This window comes from Shinella sp. HZN7 (genome assembly GCF_001652565.1).
Taxonomy (GTDB): Bacteria; Pseudomonadota; Alphaproteobacteria; order Rhizobiales; family Rhizobiaceae; genus Shinella; species Shinella granuli.
This window is the reverse complement of sequence record NZ_CP015736.1, coordinates 4,431,812-4,450,225: the sequence shown is the minus strand read 5'-3', so window position 1 is coordinate 4,450,225 and position 18,414 is coordinate 4,431,812. Positions and strand designations below refer to the sequence as shown.

Sequence of the window (18,414 nt, the reverse complement as noted above, 5' to 3'; positions counted from 1 at the left end):
TGTCGAAAGGGAGGACATGATGGAGGCCGATGACGACATTCCCGCCACCTTCGCCTCGCCGGCCTGCTTCATGCACGAGGTCGATCCCCGCTACACGGGCCTGCCCGGCCCGCTCGACCGGCAGGCCTGGACGGATGTCGACCGCTGGCGCAGAAACGAACGCGAACGCCTGATCGCCGCGCGCCTCGCCGTGCCGGCCGAGATGCGGGCACGCCAAAGCGAGACGATCGCCGCCGGCATCCTGGCCGAGATCGGCGACGTTAAGGAACGCATCGTCAGCGCCTACTGGCCCTTCCGCGGCGAGCCGGACCTGCGGCCGCTGCTTGCCAAAATCGCCAAGCGGGGCGGGCGCACGGCGCTGCCGGTCGTCGTCGAGAAGGGTCGGCCGCTGGAATTCCATCTCTGGCAGGCGGGCGATCCGCTTTCCCGCGGTGTCTGGAACATCCCGATACCGGCCGAGCGTAACCGCGTCCTGCCCGATATCGTGCTTTCGCCGGTCGTCGGCTACGATGCCGCCTGCTACCGGCTCGGCTATGGCGGCGGTTTCTTCGACCGGACGCTGGCAACCATGCCGGCCCGGCCGCGCGTCATCGGCCTCGGCTACAGCGCCGCGCGTCTTCGGACGATCTATCCGCAACTGCACGACATCGCGATGGACCTGATCGTGACGGAAACCGGCGCCGTGCGCCCCGCGCCTCAGGCGGAGGTTTCCACCGTGCGCGCCTTGACGTAGAGCGCCCGGCCGGCGAACCAGCCGTTGACCGCCGCGCCGAGGCCGAGCAGCACGAAGAGCACGGCGCTCCAGGCGAAGCTGCCGGTCCAGCCGCGGATGAGCCCGACGATCAGCGGGCCGATGGCGGCGAGCAGATAGCCGACGCATTGCGCCATGCCGGACAGATGCGCTGCCACATGCGGATCGCGCGTGCGCAGCACGATGACGGTGAGCGCCACCGCGATCAGCCCGCCCTGCCCGATGCCCTGCAGCACCGCCCAGATCCAGACCGTGGAAAGCGGCGCGAAGAGCAGGCCGAGAAGGGCGACGACGGCCAGGCCGCAGAGCACGACGTTGATCAGCCGCTGGTCCCTGCCGCGCACGGCGATATGCGGCGCGACGAGGCAGGACGCGGCCTGCACCATGACGGAGACCGACACGATGGCCCCGGCGGTGACGCCATCGAGACCGCGTTCGCGCAGGATCGGCACCAGCCAGCCGAAGACGCAATAGGCGAGCGCCGATTGCAGGCCCATGAAGAGCGTGACCTGCCAGGCCAGCCTGTCGCGCCACAGCCCCTCGACCCGGAAGCCGGTGCGCGCGGCCTGCTTGCGCATCGCCAGCACCTGCGGCAGCCACAGGAAGCCGACGACGAGCGCCGGCAGCGCCCAGACCGCAAGCGCCCCGTCGAGCGAGCCGCCGAGCATGTGCTCGATCGGCAGCGTCAGGCCGGCCGCGCTCGCCGCGCCCGCGCAGAGCGCCATCGTGTACCAGCCGGTCATCAGCGCCGCCTTGTCGGGGAAATCGCGCTTGACGAGGCCGGGCAGCAGCACGTTGCCGACCGCGATGCAGGCGCCGGCGAGCGCCGTGCCGAGGAAGAGCAGCGGAACGGAGGAAAGGCCGCGCAGCGCCGTACCGAGCGCCAGGAGGAAGACGACGAGGAGCAGCGTGCGCTCCGTGCCGATGCGCTGGGCAAGGCGCGGCGCCAGCGGCGAGAACAGGCCGAGGCAGACGACGGGCAGCGTCGTCAGGAGGCTGGCGCCGGTGGCCGAAAGGCCGAGCGTGTCGCGGATTTCCGGCAGCAGCGCCGAGGCGCTGGAAAAGACCGGCCGCAGGTTGAAGGCGATGAGCACGAGGCTGGCGCCGAGCAGGAAGCGCGCGGCGGCGGCCTTCGGCCGGTGCGGCGCGGGCGCCGGCACGCTGTCGGCTTCGGCGTCGATCAGGTCGATCGCGCCGGGATCGTTCTCGGCAAGATGGGTCATGACATCAGCAACCGATCGAGGGCGGACAGGACCGGCGCCATGAAGCGGCGGACGGCGGCATCGGCGGCATCCGGATCACCGCTCTCGATGGCATCGACGATGGCGACATGGGCGGCCATGTCGGGTTCCGGCAGGTCCTGGCCGAGGGTCGCCTCGATGGTTTCGGCAATGAGCGTGGAGAAGAAATCGTACATGCCGATCAGCACCGCATTCTGCGAGGCGGCGATCACGGCCTGGTGGAAGGCGAAATCGCGGGCGATGAAATCCGCCCTGTCGTTTTCCGCGTATGGACCGCGGGCGGCAAGCAGGGCCCGAAGGCCGGCGATGACGGCCGGCGTGTGGCGCAGCGCCGCAAGCCGCGCGGCCTCCGCATCCAGCGCCATGCGCGCCTCGAACTGGTCGCGCAGGCCCGCGCGCCGGGCCATGCCGAGCGGGCGCGCGGTATCGGCTGTCGAGAGCACATAGGTGCCGGAGCCCTGCCGCGTCTCGAGATAGCCCTGCGCGGCAAGGACGCGCACCGCCTCGCGCACCGTGCCGCGGCTGACGGAGAGCATGGCCGAGAGCGTCGCCTCGTTCGGCAGCTTCTGGCCCACCGCCCAGCGGCGCTCCAGGATTTCGGTGCGGATCGCCTCGACGGCGGTATCGGCGAGATTGGTCTTGTTGAGGGGGTGCATGATATCAGTCATAAAGTCATCGGATGACTTTATGACTAGCTCTCTTCCATGTGGTAGTCAAAGGAAATCGGCAAACACGTCTGCCTGAAACCCCTCCCCACAGGAGGAGGGGCTTAACCTGCGGCACTCTTGTCGAGAAAAGCAGGCTGCCAGCCTTCTCCCTCGTGGGGTAGATGCCAGCAGGCAGAATGGGTCTCTCTTCTGCCCCCTACCCCTTTTCACAAACCGGCTGACGAAATACGACAGACGGAACCCTTAGCCGGCTACAATGGGTGCCGTGCGGGCCGCAAGCCATTCGGCGGCCTCGGGCTCCAGCAGGCCGTCCATCGCCGCGGCGACCTCGGCGTGGTAGGCGTCCAGCCAGCGGCGCTCGGCCTCCGTCAGGCAAGCGAGATCGGCAAGGCGCAGGTCGATCGGCACCAGCGTCAGCGTGCGGAATCGCAGGAAGCCGTCCGTATCGGCCACCACTTCCACCTGATTCTCGATGCGGATGCCGTATTCGCCGGCCTTGTAATAGCCAGGTTCGATGGTCGTCACCATGCCGGGCGCGAGCACGATCTCGTTGATGCGGCGGTCGAAGCGCTGCGGCTGCTCGTGCACCGAGAGGAAATGACCGACGCCGTGGCCGGTGCCGTGATCGTAGTCGAGGCCGAGGTCCCAGAGCGGGCGGCGGGCGAAGGCATCGACATGATGGCCGCAGGTGCCGGCGGGAAATCTCAGCGACATCATCGAGATGAAACCCTTCAGCACGGCGGTGTAGCTGCGTCGCACCTCGTCGCTCACAGGCGCGATCGCGGTGGTGCGCGTGGCGTCCGTCGTGCCCGAAAGGTACTGGCCGCCGGAATCGAGGAGATAGACGCCCCTGGCGGTGATCGGCGCATTGCTCGCGGCGCTTGCCGCATAGTGGCACATGGCGGCGTGGCCGGCGGCAGCCGAGATGGAGCGGAAGCTCGGCTCGACGAAGGTCCCGGACATCTGCCGGAAGGCGAGGATGCGTTCCTCCGCCTCCAGTTCCGTTACCGGCCGGCCGCCGGCCGCGCGCGCGGCGGCATGCCGTTCCAGCCAGGCGAGGAAGCGGATCCAGGCCGCCCCGTCGAGCCGGTGGCAATCGCGAAAGCCGGCGAGCTCGACCGGGTTCTTGATCATCTTGGCGAGCGTGACGGGGCTGCGGGCGAGCCGCACCGTGCCGCCCGCCGCCCGCACCGCATGGGCGACGGCCGACGGCGCGAAGGCCGGATCGAGCAGCAGGGTGCGGCCGGGGGCGGCGGCGCGGGCACGCTCCAGCAGCATTTCCGGCGCGGCCATGGTCACGCCATCGAGCTCGAAATCGGCAAGGTCGTTCGGCAGCTTGCGGTGGTCGACCAGCCATTCGACGGTGCCGGCGCGGTCGAAGATCAGGAAGGACTGCGGCATGGGATTGAAGGCGACATCGCTGCCGCGCACGTTGAGGAACCAGGCGATGTTGTCCGGCTGGGTCTCGACGAGGAAATCCGCGCCCTCCTTCGCCAGCATGGCGGCGATGCGCCCTTTCTTCCCGGCCACCGTCTCGCCCGCGCGGGAAAGCGGAAAGGCCGTGATCTTGCCGAGCGGGCGTTCCGGCTGGTCGGCCCAGACCGCATCGACGAGATCGCCCGCGACCGGCACCCAGTGGGCGCCCGCGGCCTCGGCGGAGGCCTGGCACTCGGCATCCCAGGTGGAAGGCAGCAGCATGGCGTTGAAGCCGACGCGCTCGCCGGGGCGCAGGTTCCTCGCCAGCCAGTCCTTCAGCGGCGCATCGTAGAAATGCTCGACGGAGAACAGCTCCGGGTCGATCTCCTCGCGCACCTGCACCTGGTAGCGGCCGTCGACGAAGATCGCCGCGCGGTCGCGCATGACGATGGCGACGCCCGCCGAGCCGGTGAAGCCGGTGACATGGGCAAGACGGTTGTCATGGGCGGCGCAATATTCGCCCTGGTGCTCGTCGAAACGCGGCACGACATAACCGTCGAGCCCCTCTTCGGCGAGTCTTGCGCGAAGGGCGGCGACGGGGCCTACGGCCGGCGGCCGGGATTTCGGGATCATGGCATTGTCCTTGGATTGCGATGGTAAGGGATTTCAGGCGCCCGGCAGCGCTTCGGCGAAATGACAGGCCGCCAGGCCGGCGCCGGCCGGCCGGAGCGCCGGCTTCTCGCGACGGCAGATCTCGCCGGCATGCGGGCAGCGCAGGTGGAAGGGACAGCCCGGCGGCACGTCGAGCGGCGAGGGCAATTCGCCGGCGATGGCAGGCTTGCGCCGTCGCTTTGCGGGATCGAGCGAGGGCGCGGCGGCGAGCAGCGCGCGGGAATAGGGATGCACGGAATTGGCGAAAAGCGGACCGGACGGACCGATCTCGACGATGGCGCCGAGATAGATGACGGCGACGCGGTGCGAGACGTGGCGGACGAGCCGGAGGTCGTGCGCGACGAAGAGCACCGTCAGGCCGAGCGTGTCCTGCAGCTCCATCAGGAGGTTGACGACCTGCGCCTGCACGGAGACATCGAGCGCGGAGACCAGCTCGTCGGCGACGAGGCAGGTGGGCTCCAGCGCCAGCGCACGGGCAATGCCGATGCGCTGGCGCTGGCCGCCGGAAAATTCGTGCGGATACTTGTCCGCCGCCCCCTCGGGCAGGCGCACGAGATCGAGCAGTTCCTCGACGCGCCGGCCGACCGCCGCGCCGCTGCGCATGCCGTGCACGGTGATCGCCTCCTCCAGCGCATCACGCACCGTCATGCGCGGATTGAGCGAGGTATAGGGGTCCTGGAACATCATCTGGACGCGGCGATTGTAGGCCCGCCGCCTTGCGCCCCTAAGGCCGACGACGCTCTCGCCCTCGAAGAGGATATCCCCCGCCGTCGGCCGGTTGAGGCCGGCGATGCAGCGGGCGAGCGTGGACTTGCCGCAGCCCGATTCGCCGACGATGCCGAGCGTCTCGCCGGGCATGACGTCGAGCTCGACGCCGTTCAGCGCCGAGACGACCTTCCGCGGCCGTCGTGCGACGGCATCGGCGAGCGAACGGGGTTTGGTGAACCTCATCGAGAGATCGCGGATGGAGAGAAGTGGGGCAAGGCTCATCGGGCCGCCTCCCGTGCGGAGAAAAAGGCCGCGGCCTCGGGGAGCCGGTGGCAGGCGACACGCCTGCCACCCGAAAGCGCGGCAAGAGGGGGCCGGGCATCCCGGCAATCGGATCCGGCGACCGGGCAGCGCGCCGTGAAGGCGCATCCCGCCGGCATGGCGGAGAGCGCAGGCGGCGCGCCGGGAATGGAATAGAGCGGCGTGCGCGGCGGCACGTCGCGCGGAATGGAACGCAGGAGACCGAGCGTATAGGGGTGGCGGGCATCCCCGATCACCGCCGCCGTCTGTCCGGTCTCGAAGAGCCGCCCGCCATACATGACCGCGACGCGGTCGCAGGTCTCCGCCACGACGGCCATGTCATGGGTGACGAGAATCATCGCCATGCCGAGCTCTTCGGCAAGCGACTGGATGAGGCGCAGGATCTGGTCCTGGATCGTCACGTCGAGCGCCGTCGTCGGCTCGTCGGCGAGAAGCAGGCGCGGATTGGAGGCGAGCGCGATGGCGATCATCACCCGCTGGCGCATGCCGCCGGAAAATTCGTGCGGATAATCGCCGAGCCGGCTGCGCGCGGCGGGAATGCCGACCATGTCGAGCAGCTCGACGGCGCGCGCCTTGCGGGCGCGGGCATCGAGATCCGTATGGGCGACGAGATTTTCCTCGATCTGCAGGCCGACCGTCAGCAACGGGTTGAGGGAGGACATCGGCTCCTGGAAGATCATGGCGATCTCCCGCCCGCGCACGGCCCGCAGGCGCGTCTCGTCGAGCGCGGCAAGGTCGCGGCCCTTCCAGAGGATTTGCCCGAAGACCCGGCCGCGCGGCTGCACGATGCCGAGGATCGAGCGCAGCGTGATGCTCTTGCCCGAGCCGGATTCCCCGACGAGGCCGAGGATCTCGCCTTCGCGGACCTCGAAGGAGATGCCATCGACGGCGACGAGCGGGTGCGCGGCAGGACCGAATTCGGTGCGCAGGTCGCGCACCGCAAGAACGACCGGTTTTTCCATGTCAGCGTCCTTTCGGGCGAAGCAGGTCCGCCAGCGCATCGCCGAGCAGGCTGAAGCCGAGGCCGGTGACGACGATGGCGATGCCGGGCGTAAGGCTCATCCACCAGGCGGTCATCAGGAAGTTGCGGCCTTCGGCAATCAGCACGCCCCATTCGGCGGCCGGCGGCTGGGCGCCGAGGCCGAGATAGCCGAGCGAGGAGCCGAGCAGGATGGCGAGCGCCATGTCGGTCATCCAGTAGACGATGACGGGGGAAATGGCGTTGGGCAGCAGGTGGCGGAAGATGATGCGGGTGTCGGAATAGCCGAGTACACGGCCGGCGGCGGCATAGTCGTTTGCCTTCTGCGCCATGATCTCCGCCCGCGTCAGCCGGGCATAATAGACCCAGTTCACGGCGGTGATCGCCACATACATGTTGACGAGGCCGGGCCCGAGCATGGCGACGATGGCGATGACCAGGACCAGGAAGGGAAAGGTGATGATGGCATCGACGCAGCGGCCGAAGATCATGTCCGCGATGCCGCCGTAATAGCCGACGAAGGCGCCGGTGGTGACGCCGATGAGGAGCGCGAAGACGGTGGCGAAGAAGGCCATCTGCATGTCGACCGAATAGGCCCAGATGACGCGCGAGAGCATGTCGCGGCCGAAATTGTCGGTGCCGAAGGGATGGGCGAGGCTCGGGCCCTGCTGGATCGCGTCGAGATCGAAGGCGAGCGGGTCGTAGGGCGCGAGGACCCCGGGGAAGAGGGCGAGCGCCAGCGACAGGGCGAGGATGGCAAAGCCGGTGACGAAGGCGGGCTTGGCGAAGGCGCGGGCGAGGAAGGCCTTGAGCCGGGACGGCCTTGCGGCGGGAAGGGTGACGGCGCTCATGACTGGCGAAGCCTCGGATCGAGCCAGGACTGCACGACATCCGTCAGGAGGAAGACGACGGAAACGAGCACGGCGAAGGTGAGCGTCAGGCCCTGGATCAGCGGATAGTCGCGCGCAAAGATCGCCTCCAGCATCAGCCGGCCGACGCCCGGCACGGCAAAGACCGTCTCGGTCACCAGCGTGCCGCTCATCAGATTGCCGATGGACAGGCCCAAGAGGGTGACGGTGGAGACCATGGCGTTGCGCAGCACATGGCGCGTCATGACGATGCGCGGGGAAAGACCCTTGGCTCTCGCGAACTGGACATAGTCGGCATCCAGCACCTCGATCAGCGAGGCGCGCAGGTTTCGAAGGATGATCGCCGACGTGTAGAGCGCGACGGAAAGCGCCGGCAGGATGAGGTGGTAGAGATTGTCGAGGAAACTCGTGCCGTAGCCGCCGACGGGAAAGAGACGGAGCTTTGCGGCGAGCACCGTCAGGAGCAGAAGGCCGATATAGAAGACCGGCATCGACAGGCCCACCTGGAAGACGCTGCGGATCGCGATGTCGGCCGCGCCATTGGCCCGGGCCGCAGCGAGGAAGGCGAGCGGCCCGGCAAGACAGATCGCGAGCACGACGGAATAGAGCGCCAGGAAGATCGTCGTCGGCAGGCGGGCGAGGATGACCTCGGTGACCGGCGCCTTCAGCATGATCGAGCGGCCGAGATCGCCCGTCAGCGTGTTCTTGACGAAGACGGCGAACTGCACCGGCAGCGGCTGGTCGAGACCGAGATTGCGGCGGATCTGCTCGATCTGCGCATCGGTCGCCTTGGCCTCGGCCATGGCGATGGCCGGATCGCCCGGCAGGAGGCGCACGATGAGGAAGATGAAGACCATCACCAGGAGGAAGGTGGGGATGATCTGCACCAGCCGCGCCAGAAGATAGGAAAGCGAAGGCATGGGAGGAACCTCAGGCCGCCTGCCGAACGCCCGAGGGCATGGGCAGGCGACGTTCAAGCGGTTGTCACTTTCTGGCGCGCCAGGCTTCCGAAAAATCGTTCGCGCCGAGCGGGGTCTGCACGTAGCCCTCGATGGAGCGCGAGACGGCGACGGCAAAGGGCGTCTCGAAGAGGAAGAGCAGCGGCGCCTCCTGCGCATAGATCTCCTGCATGCGCTTGTACTCGCCCTTGCGCTTTTCCGGATCGACCTCGGAATTCGACTTTTCGAAGAGGTCGTTGAACTCCGCATTGTTCCAGCCGGTGCCGACGGCCTGCCGCTGCTTGTAGTAACCGAGCCAGCCGGTGACCTGCGCCGGGTCGTTCAAGTCATTCGCCCAGCCGTAGGTGTGGATGTCGAAGGCGCCGGAGCGGTTCTTCTCGCCACGCGTCGGGTTGTCGACCTGCTCGACCGTGAGATCGATGCCGAGCGGCGCCCACATCTGCTGGAGCGCGGTGAAGAGCGTGGCATCGTCGGCGCTGCCGGCAAGCGTCGTCAGCTTCACCTCGAAGCCGCCGGAAAGGCCGGCCTCGCCGAGCAGGGCCCTGGCCTTTTCCGGATCATAGGGATAGAGCGGCTCGGGGCCGTAATGAAGCTGCGTCGCGGCCGACATCAGCGAGGTCATCGGCTTGCCGGTGCCGAAGGTGACCAGCTTGATCAGCACGTCCTTGTTCGTCGCATAGTTCAGCGCCTGGCGCACCTTCACGTCGGCCAGCGGGTTCTTCGCCCCGTCGGCGCGCGTCTCGCGCGTGTTGATCGGCGCATAGACGATGCGCGTCGAGGGAAAGAGCTCCATCTTGAGATCCGGATCGGCACCGAGCTCACCGACGCGGGCGAAGGGGATGAATTCGGCCGCGTCGACCTCTCCGGCCTGCAGCTTCAGGATGCGCGTCGCATCATCGGGGATGACGGTGAAGTCGACCGCGTCGAGATAGGGCAGCGGCTTGCCGTCCTCGCCGGGGCGCCAGTAGTTCGGGTTGCGGGCAAAGCTCATGCTGGCGCCCTGCACGCGGCTCTTCAGCATGAAGGGGCCCGAGGTGACGGGGCCGCCCGCGAAGAAGGCCTGCGCCTTCTCCTGGTCCGTCGCGCCCGCCGCCTTCTCGAAGGCCGCCTTCGGCATGATGCCGGTGTTGAAGGTCGCAAGGATGGAGAGGATGGTCGGATCGGGCTGCTTCAGCGCGAGGGTGACGGTGTCGCCCTCGGCCGTCACGCTTTCGACCGAGCCGAGCAGGCCGGCCCAGGGGCCGAGATCGGGATTGCGCGCCCGGTCGAGCGAGAAGACGACATCCTCCCCGGTGATCGGCGAGCCATCGGAGAACCTGAGGCCGTCCCGCAAGGTCAGCGTGATCGTCTTGCCGTCGGGGGAAACCGCGTGGCTTTCGGCAAGGCCGGGCACGATGGAACCATCCGGACCGTTGCGCAGCAGCGTTTCGTAGAAGGCGCTGATCATCCACAGGTCGGGATTCCGGTCGGCATAAACAGGGTCGATGATCGCCGAATCGTCATAGCGGGCAAAGCTCATCGAGCCGCCGCGCTCGATGGCGAGCGCCGAGGTCGCGGCGGCAAGGCCGAGGGCCGCGCCCAGGAAAAGTGGCAGCAAAGGCGTCATGTCATTCCTCCTCGATAGTCCCGGCGAGGCCGGGTGCCTGCATTTTTGGATATTGGATCCAATTCTTTCGGACAGAGTGCGCCCCTCTCCGGCATGAAAACGCAGACGTTCGTGTTGATCCCCCTTAAAAACCGGCCGCAGGCGCGATAGGCTCACGGGCTTGCGCAACCGACTTTAGCCAAACTAAAGTCCATCATGCGATGCAAGTCAAGCGGAAAGCCACGATGACCCTCGACGACGACAAGATGCCCGCCAGCGATGCCGAAGGAAGCGGCAGCGACATGCCCGCGCCCGCCGCGCTCGGCCAGATGCTGCGCCAGCGCCGCAAAGCGATCGGCAAGACGATGAAGCAGGTGGCGCTGGAGGCGGGCCTGACCGAGGGCTTCATCAGCCAGATCGAACGCGGGATTTCGACGCCCTCGCTGATCTCGCTCTACAACGTCGCCAACGCGCTCGGCACCAGCGTCGACACCTTCCTGTCGCAGCCGCCGCGGCACGAGCATTCCATGGTCTCCCATGCCGGCGAGCGGCCCGGCTACAACGTGGCGACGAAGGACCGGGTCTATGAACTGCTCGAACGCGGCTTTCCCGGCGCCATGCTGAACGGCTGCATCACCCAGATCCCGGAAGGCTACGTCTCCGAGCTGACGAGCCATGAGGGCGAGGACTTCATCTATCTGATCGAGGGCGAGATCCTCTACGAGGTCGACGGCAGGGACTATCACCTGAAGGCCGGCGACACGCTGCACTTCCCCTCGAAACTGCCGCACCGGGCCCGCAACATCGGCAAGGGCCCGGCGCGTGAACTCTGGGTCGGCACGACCCGGATCATCAAGGAGGACTGACCGCCTTACTGCTTGCGCGGCCAGGTGTCGGCGAGGCGGTAGCCCGCCGGCCACGGATCATCGGGATCGAGCATGACCTGGCTGGTGCCGGTGATCCAGGCGCGGCCGGAGATCTCCGGCACGATGGCCGGGCGGCCGCCGACCGTGGTTTCGCCGACGATGCGGCAATCGAAGCGCGAATCGAGGATCGAATAGCCGGAGAAGCTCTGGCCGAGCCTGATCTGGCCGCGCGCATGCAGCAGGGCCATGCGGGCTGAGCAGCCGGTGCCGGTCGGCGAACGGTCGAGCTTGGCCGGCTGGATGACGACCGTGTTGCGGCCGTGCAGCGCGCCGTCGCGCTCCTCCACCGGCAGCGTCAGCTGGCAGAAGGAGATGTGGTTCCATTCCGGGTTTTCCGGATGGGTGAAGCCGAGCTGCTCGTTGGCCGCCTTGGTGATGCGGATGCCGGTCTCGGCCAGTTCCCGCGCCTCGTCCGGCGTCACGGCAAAGCCAAGCGCGCGGGCATCGGCGAAGACGAAGCTGTCGCCGCCATAGGCGGTGTCGACGGTGAGCGTGCCGAGGCCTTCCACCTCCAGCTTCACATCCAGCTTGTCGGCAAAGGAGGGCACGTTGGTGACGGTGATGCGCTCGGCCTTGCCGTTGCGGCAGGTGGCGACGACATTCACCAGCCCGCCCGGTGCCTCCAGCACCATGCGGGTCTCCGGCTCGACCATGGGCACGATGCCGCTGTCGAGCAGCACGGTGGAGACGCAGATCGAGTTGGAGCCGGACATCGGCGGCGTGTCCTCCGGCTCCATGATGATGAAGCCCATGGTGGCGCGCGGATCCTTCGGCGGCACGAGCAGGTTGATGTGGCGGAACACGCCGCCGCGCGGCTCGTTCAGCACGAAATTGCGCAGGGTCTTGTCCTCGGCGATGAATTTGCGCTGCTCCCACAGCGTCTTGCCGGGCGGCGGGGCCACGCCCCCGACGATGACGTCGCCCACCTCGCCCTCGGCGTGGCAGGAAACGATGTGGATGACCTTGCTGCTGCGCATGGTGCTTTCTCCGATTTCAGGCTGTTTCGGCGCGAGCGGGCTTGCCTTGCCGACCGCGATATCGTTTCATAGAAAAATTGGATCCAATATACAATCGTGTTTTGCATGACGTCGCCGCGGCGGGGCTCTGTTGCCCCGCTCCCGGTTTCGACCTATGACCGATCGCTTCATTCCACCGGGGTGCGACGTGATGAAATTTGCTGCCGTCGATGTCAGGCAGGCCGCTTCGGCGGCGGACATCGTCTATGAGGCCCTGCGCAAGGCGATCATCGAGGGCGACCTTGCCGAAGGCGAGAACCTTCGGCAGGACCAGATCGCGCAGATGTTCAACATCAGCCGCATCCCCGTGCGCGAGGCCCTGTCACGGCTGGAGCAGCACGGCCTCATCACCACCCAGCGCTACAAGGGCGCCGTGGTGGCCGGCCTGTCGATCGAAGAGATCGAGGAGATCTTCGAGTTCCGCGCGCTGATCGAGGCGGAGGTCATCCGCCTCGCCGTGCCCAATCTCGACCGGGAGGCGCTGGAAAAGGCGCGGCGCCATTGCGACGCCTTCGACCGGGAGACCGACCCGCACCGCTGGGGCGAGATCAACCGCAACTTCCATTACAGCCTCTACGAGGCCTCGCGCCGGCCGTATTACCTGCAGAACGTGCGCTCCTCGCTCGACCGCATCGACCGCTACCTGCGCGCCCAGCTATCCTTCACCAACGGCGTGCCGCGCGCCGGACGCGAGCACGAGGCGATCCTTGCCGCCTGCGAACAGGGCGACGCGGACCTCGCCTCACGGCTGACGCGCGACCACATCCTCGATGCCGGCCGATCGCTGATGACGTTCCTGCGGGAGCAGCGTGGCCGAGCGGAAGGCTTCCCGGCCGGCCATTCGTCCGTCCGCGGCGCCTGCCCTTGACTATCCTATCGGCTGGAAAACCGGCGCGGCGCGAGCGGGAACCGCCGGCACCGCCTCTCGTCAAAACTCTTCCCAGTCCCCGTCATTCCCCTTGTCCTGCCGCACGCCGAGGGCGCCGGCCAGCTTTTCGCTGAGCGCCAGGGCCGGCGAGGCGACGGGGCGCGAACCGCCGGTGGCGGGCTTGACGTTCCACTGGCCGGGCGACTTGCGGGCCAGTGCCGCCGGGGCGGGCGCTGCGGGCGAGGGAGCCGAGGGCGTGGCGGACGACACGACATGCAGGTGCGGCGCGTGCACGGTGCGGCCGGCGGCTGCGCTGCCGCCGACATTGAAGCGGCCGATCAGCGCGTTGAGCGCCTGCACCTCGGAGGCAAGGCCGTGGCTCGCGGCGGTCGTCTCCTCCACCATGGCGGCGTTCTTCTGCGTGCCCTGGTCCATCGCATTGACGGCGGTGTTGATCTCCTGGAGGCCGGTCGACTGTTCGCGCGCCGCCTCGACGATCGCCTGGACGTGGCCGTTGATCTCCTGCACCTCGGTGACGATCGCCTGCAGTGCGCGGCCCGTATCGTCGACGAGGGAGACGCCGGAGCGCACCTGCTCGCCCGAGGTGGTGATCAGCGCCTTGATCTCCTTGGCGGCCTTGGCCGAGCGCTGGGCGAGCTCGCGCACCTCCTGCGCCACGACCGCAAAGCCCTTGCCCGCCTCGCCCGCCCGGGCCGCTTCCACACCCGCATTGAGGGCAAGGAGGTTGGTCTGGAAGGCGATCTCGTCGATGACGCCGATGATGCTGGTGATCTCGCTGGAGGACTTCTCGATCTCCTGCATGGCCGAGACGGCACGGCGCACGATCTCGCCGGATTTTTCCGCGCCCGAGCGGGTGCGCGCGACGAGCTGGCCCGCCTCCTCCGCCCGCCGGGTGGAATCCTTCACGGTGGTGGTGATCTCTTCGAGCGCGGCGGCGGTCTCCTCGACGGAGGCGGCCTGCTGCTCGGTGCGGCGCGAGAGATCGTCGGCCGCGGCGCGGATCTGGCTGGCGCCGGCGTCGATCGCACGGGCATTCTCACCGACCTCGCGCAGCGCATCGCTGAGGCGCGAGACGGAGGCGTTGAAATCCTCGCGCAGCCGGTCGAGGTCGCCGTCGAAGGGTTTTTCGATGCGGCAGGTCATGTCGCCGCTGGCAAGCCTGCCGAGCGCATCGGCAAGGCTGGCGACGGCCTCCTGCACGCGGCCGCTGTCGCGGGTGCGCTCGGCCTCGCGCGCCTGGCGCTCGCCCTCGGCCCGGCGGCGGTCGTCGTCGCCCTGGCGCTCCAGGCGCTGGCGCTCGGCGGCATTGTCGCGGAAGACGGCGACGGTGCCGGCCATCTCGCCGATCTCGTCCTTGCGATCGGCATGCGGGATGGTGACGGCGGCATCGCCGTCGGCCAGCTTCTTCATCGCGCCGGCAAGGCCGGTGAGCGGCCTGACGACGCGGCGGTTGACGAGGAAGATCGCGGCGATCGCCAGGCCCATGGAGATGGCAAGCGATGCCCAGGTGAGCGCGAAGGCCGAGCCTTCCTCGCCGCGGGCCGAGAGGATCGTCTCGTCCGTCACCTTCCGGGTGCTGGCGACGAGGTCGTTCAGCGAAGCGCTGATCGCATCGGCGCTCGCCTGCATCGGCCCCTTGTAGACTTCCAGCGCCGGCCCCTTGGCGGCGATGGCGGAGAACTGGATGAGTTTTGCGGAATCGTCGAGATAGGTCTTCAGTGTCGCCTTGATGCCGTCGATTTCCGCAGCGGCTGCCGCATTGCCGCTGTTGGCCGCGCCATAGCTGTCGACCATGCCGGCAAAGGCGTCGGCGCGCTCCTTGATGCGCGCCTCGATGCGGCCGATCTCGTCGGGATCCATCGAGAGCAGGTGCTCCGAATAGGTCGCGTTGAGCTCGGCGAAGGCGTGGCTGAGCTGCAGGATGCGGCTCATCTCGGGCATGCGCTCGGCGCCGATGCGCTCGATATGGCCGGTCATCGCCGAGAGGGAGCGGAAGGCGACGGCGCCTTGCAGGGCGCCCAGCACGACCATGAGGACGAAGAGCGCGGGCAGGAGCCTGCTGATCCGGACATTACGCATGACAATTCCCTGATAGTCTTCGACGACCCGGCTTCGTGCGGGTGCGCAGAAGTGTAGGAGCGGTCGTTTAACGCAGGCTTAATGCGCGGCTCCGACCTCCTGCCTTGCCGGCCGCTTTTCCACATCCTACATGCGGGAACGAACAGGAGTTTTCGATGATCCTCAACGCCGCCCGCCTTTCGCTCGCCAATCTCTTCGCCCCCGAGACACGGGGCGTGTTCTGGAAGGTCATCGGGCTCACCCTTCTCGCGCTCATCGTCCTGTGGTTCGGCCTTCGGGAAACCTTCACCGCCTTCGCCTGGCCCTTCCTGCAGGGCATGGTGATGCCCGACCTGCCGGAATGGGCGGGCTGGCTCACCTTCGTCTTCGGCATCCTCGCCAGCATCGGCCTCGCGCTCGGGCTTGCCCTCCTGCTCGCGCCGGTGACGGCGATCATCGCCGGCTTCTTCCTCGACGACGTCGCCGAGGTCATCGAGAAGCGCGACTATCCCGGACAGGCTGCCGGCCAGGCGCTGCCGCTCGGCCAGGCGATCGCCGGCTCGGTCAAGTTCCTCGGCATCGTCATCCTCGGCAACCTTCTCGCCCTCTTCCTGCTGTTCATTCCCGGCGTCAACCTCGTCGCCTTCTTCCTGGTCAACGGCTACCTGCTCGGCCGGGAATTCTTCGAATTCGCGGCGATGCGCCACCGCCCGCCGGCGGAGGCGCGCCTGTTCCGGGCCAAGCACGCCGCGACGGTGCTGATCGCCGGCCTGCTCATTGCCGCCTTCCTGGCGATCCCGATCGTCAACCTGCTGACGCCGCTCTTTGCCGCCGGCCTCATGGTGCATCTCCACAAGGCGCTGAGCGGCAAGGACCCCGGCTTTTCACTGCGGCAGAACTGACGCGTCGTACAGGGCCGCATAATCGGCATTCGGCGGGATCGGCGTGATCACGTCGATCATCACGCCGTTCGGATCGGCGGTGATGAAGTGGCGCTGGCCGAAGTCCTCGTCGCGGATGTCGCGCAGGATCGGCAGGCCGGCGGCGCGCACCGCCTCATAGACCGCATCGACGTCCTCCACCTCGAAGTTCAGCAACAGGCCGGAAACCTTGCCGCGGCCGACGGCCGGGATCGTCTCGTGGCTGCCGTCGAGCACGGCGAGCGTCACCTTCTCGTCCTCGCTGGACTGGAGATGGATGTACCAGTCGCTGGTGAAGAGGGCCTCGAAGCGGAAGTGCTTTTCGAAGAAGGCGGCGGTGCCCGCCACGTCGTCGGTCATGATCACTGGATAATAGCTGGTCGTCTTCATCGGGTTGCTCCTTTTTGCGTTTTCCACATGTCGGACGGCAAACCATGCAGGGTTTTGCTGGATTTGCCGGCGCAATAAACATACAATCTGCATGTTTCTATCAATTAACATACATTCTGATTGTATGTAAAGGGGAAAAATGGCACGCAGCAACAAGGAGCGCACGGAAGCGACCCGCCTCGCGCTGATCGAGGCGGCCCGGCGGCTTTTCGTGGACAGGGGATATGCGGACACGGCGACGCCCGACATCGTGGCAGAGGCCGGGGTGACGCGCGGCGCGCTCTATCACCATTTCGAGGACAAGAAGGCGCTGTTCCGCGCCACGCTGGAGCGCGAAGCGGCGGCCGTCGCCGCCCATATCGACACGGTCTCGCTGCCCGCCGGCTCGCCGCGCGAGGCGCTGCTATCAGGCGCCGCCGCCTATTTCGATGCGATGGCGGTGCCCGGCCGCACGCGCCTGCTGCTGCTCGAGGCCCCCGCCGTGCTCGGTTTCGAGGGCGCCGGCGCGATCGACCGGGACAATGCCGAGGGCACGCTGAAGGCAGGGCTTTCCGACCTCATCGGCAAGGGCGTGGACGCAGCAAGGCTGCAGGCCCTGACGGACCTCATCTCCGCCGCCTTCGACCGCGCGGCGATCGCCATCGAGACGGGCGCGGACCGCAAGGCCTATGAGGACGCGGTCGCCAGCCTGCTGGACGGGCTCGTCAGGGCGTAGGGCCGAAAAGCTGCGGCGGCAGCTCCACGAGCGGTGCCGGCACGTCGCAGGTCTTTTCCGGCGACTTGCACAGATCGGCGATGATACAGTGCTCGCATTCCGGCCTGCGCGCCTTGCAACAGTACCGCCCGTGCAGGATCAGCCAGTGGTGCGCGTGGTAGAGATATTCGTCCGGGATGATGCGGATCAGCCGGTCCTCCACCTCGTCCGGCGTCTTGCCGGGCGCGAGGCGGAGGCGATTGGCGATGCGGAAGATATGCGTGTCGACCGCCAGCGTCGCCTCGCCGAAGGCCATGGACAGCACCACATTCGCCGTCTTGCGCCCGACGCCGGGCAGCATGACCAGCTCCTCGCGGGTGCGCGGCACCTCGCCGCCGAAGCGGTCGACGAGCATCTGGCTGAGCGCGATGACGTTCTTCGCCTTGTTGCGGTAAAGGCCGATCGTCTTGATGTAGTCGCGGACCTTCTCCTCGCCGAGCGCCAGCATCTTTTCCGGCGTGTCGGCGACCTTGAAGAGCGCACGGGTCGCCTTGTTGACGCCGGCATCCGTCGCCTGGGCGGACAGCGCCACGGCGACGACGAGCGTGAACGGATTGACATGCTCCAGCTCGCCCTTCGGCTCCGGCCGCTGGATGGAGAAGCGCCGGAAGATCTCCTTCAGCTCGTCCTGCGAATAGAGGCTCTTCGGCCGCGCCGGCGCCTTGCGCCGGGGCGCCGCTTTCTTCTTGATCGTTCCGTTTTCCATGGTGCTTCCGCAGGACGCATGTCATCGCCGCAAAACCGCTACACAGTTTTGCGCGACTTGCTTATAGTCATGCCCCATGACGCAAGGCAACGCCGACATCGCGATGAACGACCTGCCGGTCTTTTCCGCCGAACTGCACCCCTACCGGTCGCTCGGGCAGAGCGGCCACCGCATCTTCTTCCTCATTACGGGCGCGCTCAGCTTTGCCCACATGGCCGTTTTCATGATCTCCGGCGCCTGGCCGGTCGTCCTGTTCTTCGGTCTCGATTTCCTCGTGCTCTTCGGCGCCTTCTGGCTGAACAACCGGGCGGCGAAGGCCCGCGAGGTGGTCTTTCTCTCGCGCACCAACATCTCGATCCGCAAGATCAGCCCGTCGGGCCGCGAGACCGAGCACGTCTTCAACCCGTTCTGGGCGCGCTTCCTCGTCTCGCGCAAGGCGAAGATCGGCATCACCGCCATGCATGTGCGCGGCAACGGCCGTGAGACGGATGTCGGCACCTTCCTGCCGCTCGACGACCGCGAGCGTTTCGCCTCGGCCTTTTCCGGCGCGCTCGCCCGCGTGAAGCGCGGTTACTAGGGCGGTTCT

18 protein-coding genes are annotated in these 18,414 nt (G+C 67.5%); 6 read left to right on the top strand and 12 right to left on the bottom strand.

Annotated features, from left to right (window positions below; all coding sequences use genetic code 11):
- Positions 1-19 precede the first annotated feature (19 nt).
- A complete protein-coding gene (locus shn_RS21290) occupies positions 20-733 on the top strand; it encodes a 5-formyltetrahydrofolate cyclo-ligase (RefSeq protein ID WP_064332182.1) in 714 nt (237 codons plus the stop codon).
- Here the strand turns inward: shn_RS21290 and shn_RS21285 are convergent.
- The 8 genes from shn_RS21285 to shn_RS21250 all read right to left on the bottom strand — a co-directional run bounded on the left by shn_RS21285 (position 697) and on the right by shn_RS21250 (position 10,190).
- Positions 697-1,974, bottom strand: coding sequence for an MFS transporter (locus shn_RS21285; RefSeq protein ID WP_064332181.1), 1,278 nt, complete (start codon positions 1,972-1,974; stop codon positions 697-699). The genes shn_RS21290 and shn_RS21285 overlap by 37 nt on opposite strands.
- Positions 1,971-2,648 carry a FadR/GntR family transcriptional regulator gene (locus shn_RS21280; RefSeq protein WP_064332730.1) on the bottom strand — a complete coding sequence of 226 codons (678 nt, stop codon included), beginning with the start codon at positions 2,646-2,648 and terminating at the stop codon, positions 1,971-1,973. Before shn_RS21280 ends, shn_RS21285 begins: the two co-directional genes overlap by 4 nt.
- Before the next feature lie 255 nt (positions 2,649-2,903).
- Positions 2,904-4,709, bottom strand: coding sequence for an aminopeptidase P family protein (locus shn_RS21275; protein ID WP_064332180.1), 1,806 nt, complete (start codon positions 4,707-4,709; stop codon positions 2,904-2,906).
- A 33-nt stretch (positions 4,710-4,742) separates the two neighbouring features.
- The gene (locus shn_RS21270; protein ID WP_064332179.1) at positions 4,743-5,738 is read right to left on the bottom strand and encodes an ABC transporter ATP-binding protein; all 996 of its coding nucleotides are present in this window, start codon (positions 5,736-5,738) and stop codon (positions 4,743-4,745) included.
- The gene (locus shn_RS21265; RefSeq protein WP_245337335.1) at positions 5,735-6,739 is read right to left on the bottom strand and encodes an ABC transporter ATP-binding protein; all 1,005 of its coding nucleotides are present in this window, start codon (positions 6,737-6,739) and stop codon (positions 5,735-5,737) included. Before shn_RS21265 ends, shn_RS21270 begins: the two co-directional genes overlap by 4 nt.
- A gap of 1 nt (position 6,740) precedes the next feature.
- On the bottom strand, positions 6,741-7,607 hold the full coding sequence (locus shn_RS21260; RefSeq protein WP_064332177.1) for an ABC transporter permease: 867 nt from the start codon (positions 7,605-7,607) through the stop codon (positions 6,741-6,743).
- Complete coding sequence (locus shn_RS21255; protein ID WP_064332176.1) at positions 7,604-8,545, bottom strand: ABC transporter permease; 942 nt, start codon at positions 8,543-8,545, stop codon at positions 7,604-7,606. The genes shn_RS21260 and shn_RS21255 overlap by 4 nt, the downstream gene beginning before the upstream one ends.
- A 64-nt stretch (positions 8,546-8,609) precedes the next feature.
- The gene (locus shn_RS21250; RefSeq protein WP_064332175.1) at positions 8,610-10,190 is read right to left on the bottom strand and encodes an ABC transporter substrate-binding protein; all 1,581 of its coding nucleotides are present in this window, start codon (positions 10,188-10,190) and stop codon (positions 8,610-8,612) included.
- Between the two features lie 224 nt (positions 10,191-10,414).
- On the opposite strand from shn_RS21250, the gene shn_RS21245 reads away from it, so the two are divergent.
- Positions 10,415-11,035, top strand: a complete 621-nt coding sequence (locus shn_RS21245) for a cupin domain-containing protein (protein ID WP_168168939.1) — start codon at positions 10,415-10,417, stop codon at positions 11,033-11,035.
- A gap of 5 nt (positions 11,036-11,040) precedes the next feature.
- Here the strand turns inward: shn_RS21245 and shn_RS21240 are convergent, their stop codons facing one another.
- Positions 11,041-12,072 carry a proline racemase family protein gene (locus shn_RS21240; protein ID WP_064332174.1) on the bottom strand — a complete coding sequence of 344 codons (1,032 nt, stop codon included), beginning with the start codon at positions 12,070-12,072 and terminating at the stop codon, positions 11,041-11,043.
- Positions 12,073-12,262: 190 nt separating this feature from the next.
- On the opposite strand from shn_RS21240, the gene shn_RS21235 reads away from it, so the two are divergent.
- Positions 12,263-12,979 carry a GntR family transcriptional regulator gene (locus shn_RS21235; protein WP_084438218.1) on the top strand — a complete coding sequence of 239 codons (717 nt, stop codon included), beginning with the start codon at positions 12,263-12,265 and terminating at the stop codon, positions 12,977-12,979.
- A gap of 60 nt (positions 12,980-13,039) precedes the next feature.
- Here the strand turns inward: shn_RS21235 and shn_RS21230 are convergent, their stop codons facing one another.
- Complete coding sequence (locus shn_RS21230) at positions 13,040-15,079, bottom strand: methyl-accepting chemotaxis protein (protein WP_064332172.1); 2,040 nt, start codon at positions 15,077-15,079, stop codon at positions 13,040-13,042.
- 155 nt (positions 15,080-15,234) lie between these two features.
- Here shn_RS21230 and shn_RS21225 point away from each other — a divergent pair, with 155 nt between their 5' ends.
- Positions 15,235-15,960 (top strand): sulfate transporter family protein, encoded by a 726-nt coding sequence (locus shn_RS21225; RefSeq protein WP_064332171.1) that lies wholly within the window; start codon positions 15,235-15,237, stop codon positions 15,958-15,960.
- Here shn_RS21225 and shn_RS21220 read toward each other — a convergent pair.
- The gene (locus tag shn_RS21220) at positions 15,943-16,368 is read right to left on the bottom strand and encodes a VOC family protein (protein ID WP_064332170.1); all 426 of its coding nucleotides are present in this window, start codon (positions 16,366-16,368) and stop codon (positions 15,943-15,945) included. The genes shn_RS21225 and shn_RS21220 overlap by 18 nt on opposite strands.
- 139 nt (positions 16,369-16,507) lie before the next feature.
- Here shn_RS21220 and shn_RS21215 point away from each other — a divergent pair, with 139 nt between their 5' ends.
- Positions 16,508-17,083 carry a TetR/AcrR family transcriptional regulator gene (locus shn_RS21215; RefSeq protein ID WP_064332169.1) on the top strand — a complete coding sequence of 192 codons (576 nt, stop codon included), beginning with the start codon at positions 16,508-16,510 and terminating at the stop codon, positions 17,081-17,083.
- On the opposite strand, the gene nth is transcribed toward shn_RS21215, so the two are convergent.
- A complete protein-coding gene (nth, locus tag shn_RS21210; RefSeq protein WP_064332168.1) occupies positions 17,073-17,828 on the bottom strand; it encodes an endonuclease III in 756 nt (251 codons plus the stop codon). The genes shn_RS21215 and nth overlap by 11 nt on opposite strands.
- A gap of 76 nt (positions 17,829-17,904) precedes the next feature.
- On the opposite strand from nth, the gene shn_RS21205 reads away from it, so the two are divergent.
- Positions 17,905-18,405, top strand: coding sequence for a DUF2244 domain-containing protein (locus shn_RS21205; RefSeq protein ID WP_064332167.1), 501 nt, complete (start codon positions 17,905-17,907; stop codon positions 18,403-18,405).
- Positions 18,406-18,414: the final 9 nt, after the last annotated feature.

Bases quoted from the DNA above. Each gene is read 5' to 3' on its own strand.
- shn_RS21275 (WP_064332180.1), bottom strand. From the start codon at position 4,709: ATGATCCCGAAATCCCGGCCGCCGGCCGTAGGCCCCGTCGCCGCCCTT.
- shn_RS21250 (WP_064332175.1), bottom strand. From the start codon at position 10,190: ATGACGCCTTTGCTGCCACTTTTCCTGGGCGCGGCCCTCGGCCTTGCC.
- shn_RS21270 (WP_064332179.1), bottom strand. From the start codon at position 5,738: ATGAGCCTTGCCCCACTTCTCTCCATCCGCGATCTCTCGATGAGGTTC.
- shn_RS21235 (WP_084438218.1), top strand. From the start codon at position 12,263: ATGAAATTTGCTGCCGTCGATGTCAGGCAGGCCGCTTCGGCGGCGGAC.
- shn_RS21285 (WP_064332181.1), bottom strand. From the start codon at position 1,974: ATGACCCATCTTGCCGAGAACGATCCCGGCGCGATCGACCTGATCGAC.
- shn_RS21205 (WP_064332167.1), top strand. From the start codon at position 17,905: ATGACGCAAGGCAACGCCGACATCGCGATGAACGACCTGCCGGTCTTT.
- shn_RS21255 (WP_064332176.1), bottom strand. From the start codon at position 8,545: ATGCCTTCGCTTTCCTATCTTCTGGCGCGGCTGGTGCAGATCATCCCC.
- shn_RS21260 (WP_064332177.1), bottom strand. From the start codon at position 7,607: ATGAGCGCCGTCACCCTTCCCGCCGCAAGGCCGTCCCGGCTCAAGGCC.
- shn_RS21230 (WP_064332172.1), bottom strand. From the start codon at position 15,079: ATGCGTAATGTCCGGATCAGCAGGCTCCTGCCCGCGCTCTTCGTCCTC.
- shn_RS21215 (WP_064332169.1), top strand. From the start codon at position 16,508: ATGGCACGCAGCAACAAGGAGCGCACGGAAGCGACCCGCCTCGCGCTG.
- nth (WP_064332168.1), bottom strand. From the start codon at position 17,828: ATGGAAAACGGAACGATCAAGAAGAAAGCGGCGCCCCGGCGCAAGGCG.
- shn_RS21240 (WP_064332174.1), bottom strand. From the start codon at position 12,072: ATGCGCAGCAGCAAGGTCATCCACATCGTTTCCTGCCACGCCGAGGGC.
- shn_RS21265 (WP_245337335.1), bottom strand. From the start codon at position 6,739: ATGGAAAAACCGGTCGTTCTTGCGGTGCGCGACCTGCGCACCGAATTC.
- shn_RS21245 (WP_168168939.1), top strand. From the start codon at position 10,415: ATGACCCTCGACGACGACAAGATGCCCGCCAGCGATGCCGAAGGAAGC.
- shn_RS21290 (WP_064332182.1), top strand. From the start codon at position 20: ATGGAGGCCGATGACGACATTCCCGCCACCTTCGCCTCGCCGGCCTGC.
- shn_RS21280 (WP_064332730.1), bottom strand. From the start codon at position 2,648: ATGCACCCCCTCAACAAGACCAATCTCGCCGATACCGCCGTCGAGGCG.
- shn_RS21220 (WP_064332170.1), bottom strand. From the start codon at position 16,368: ATGAAGACGACCAGCTATTATCCAGTGATCATGACCGACGACGTGGCG.
- shn_RS21225 (WP_064332171.1), top strand. From the start codon at position 15,235: ATGATCCTCAACGCCGCCCGCCTTTCGCTCGCCAATCTCTTCGCCCCC.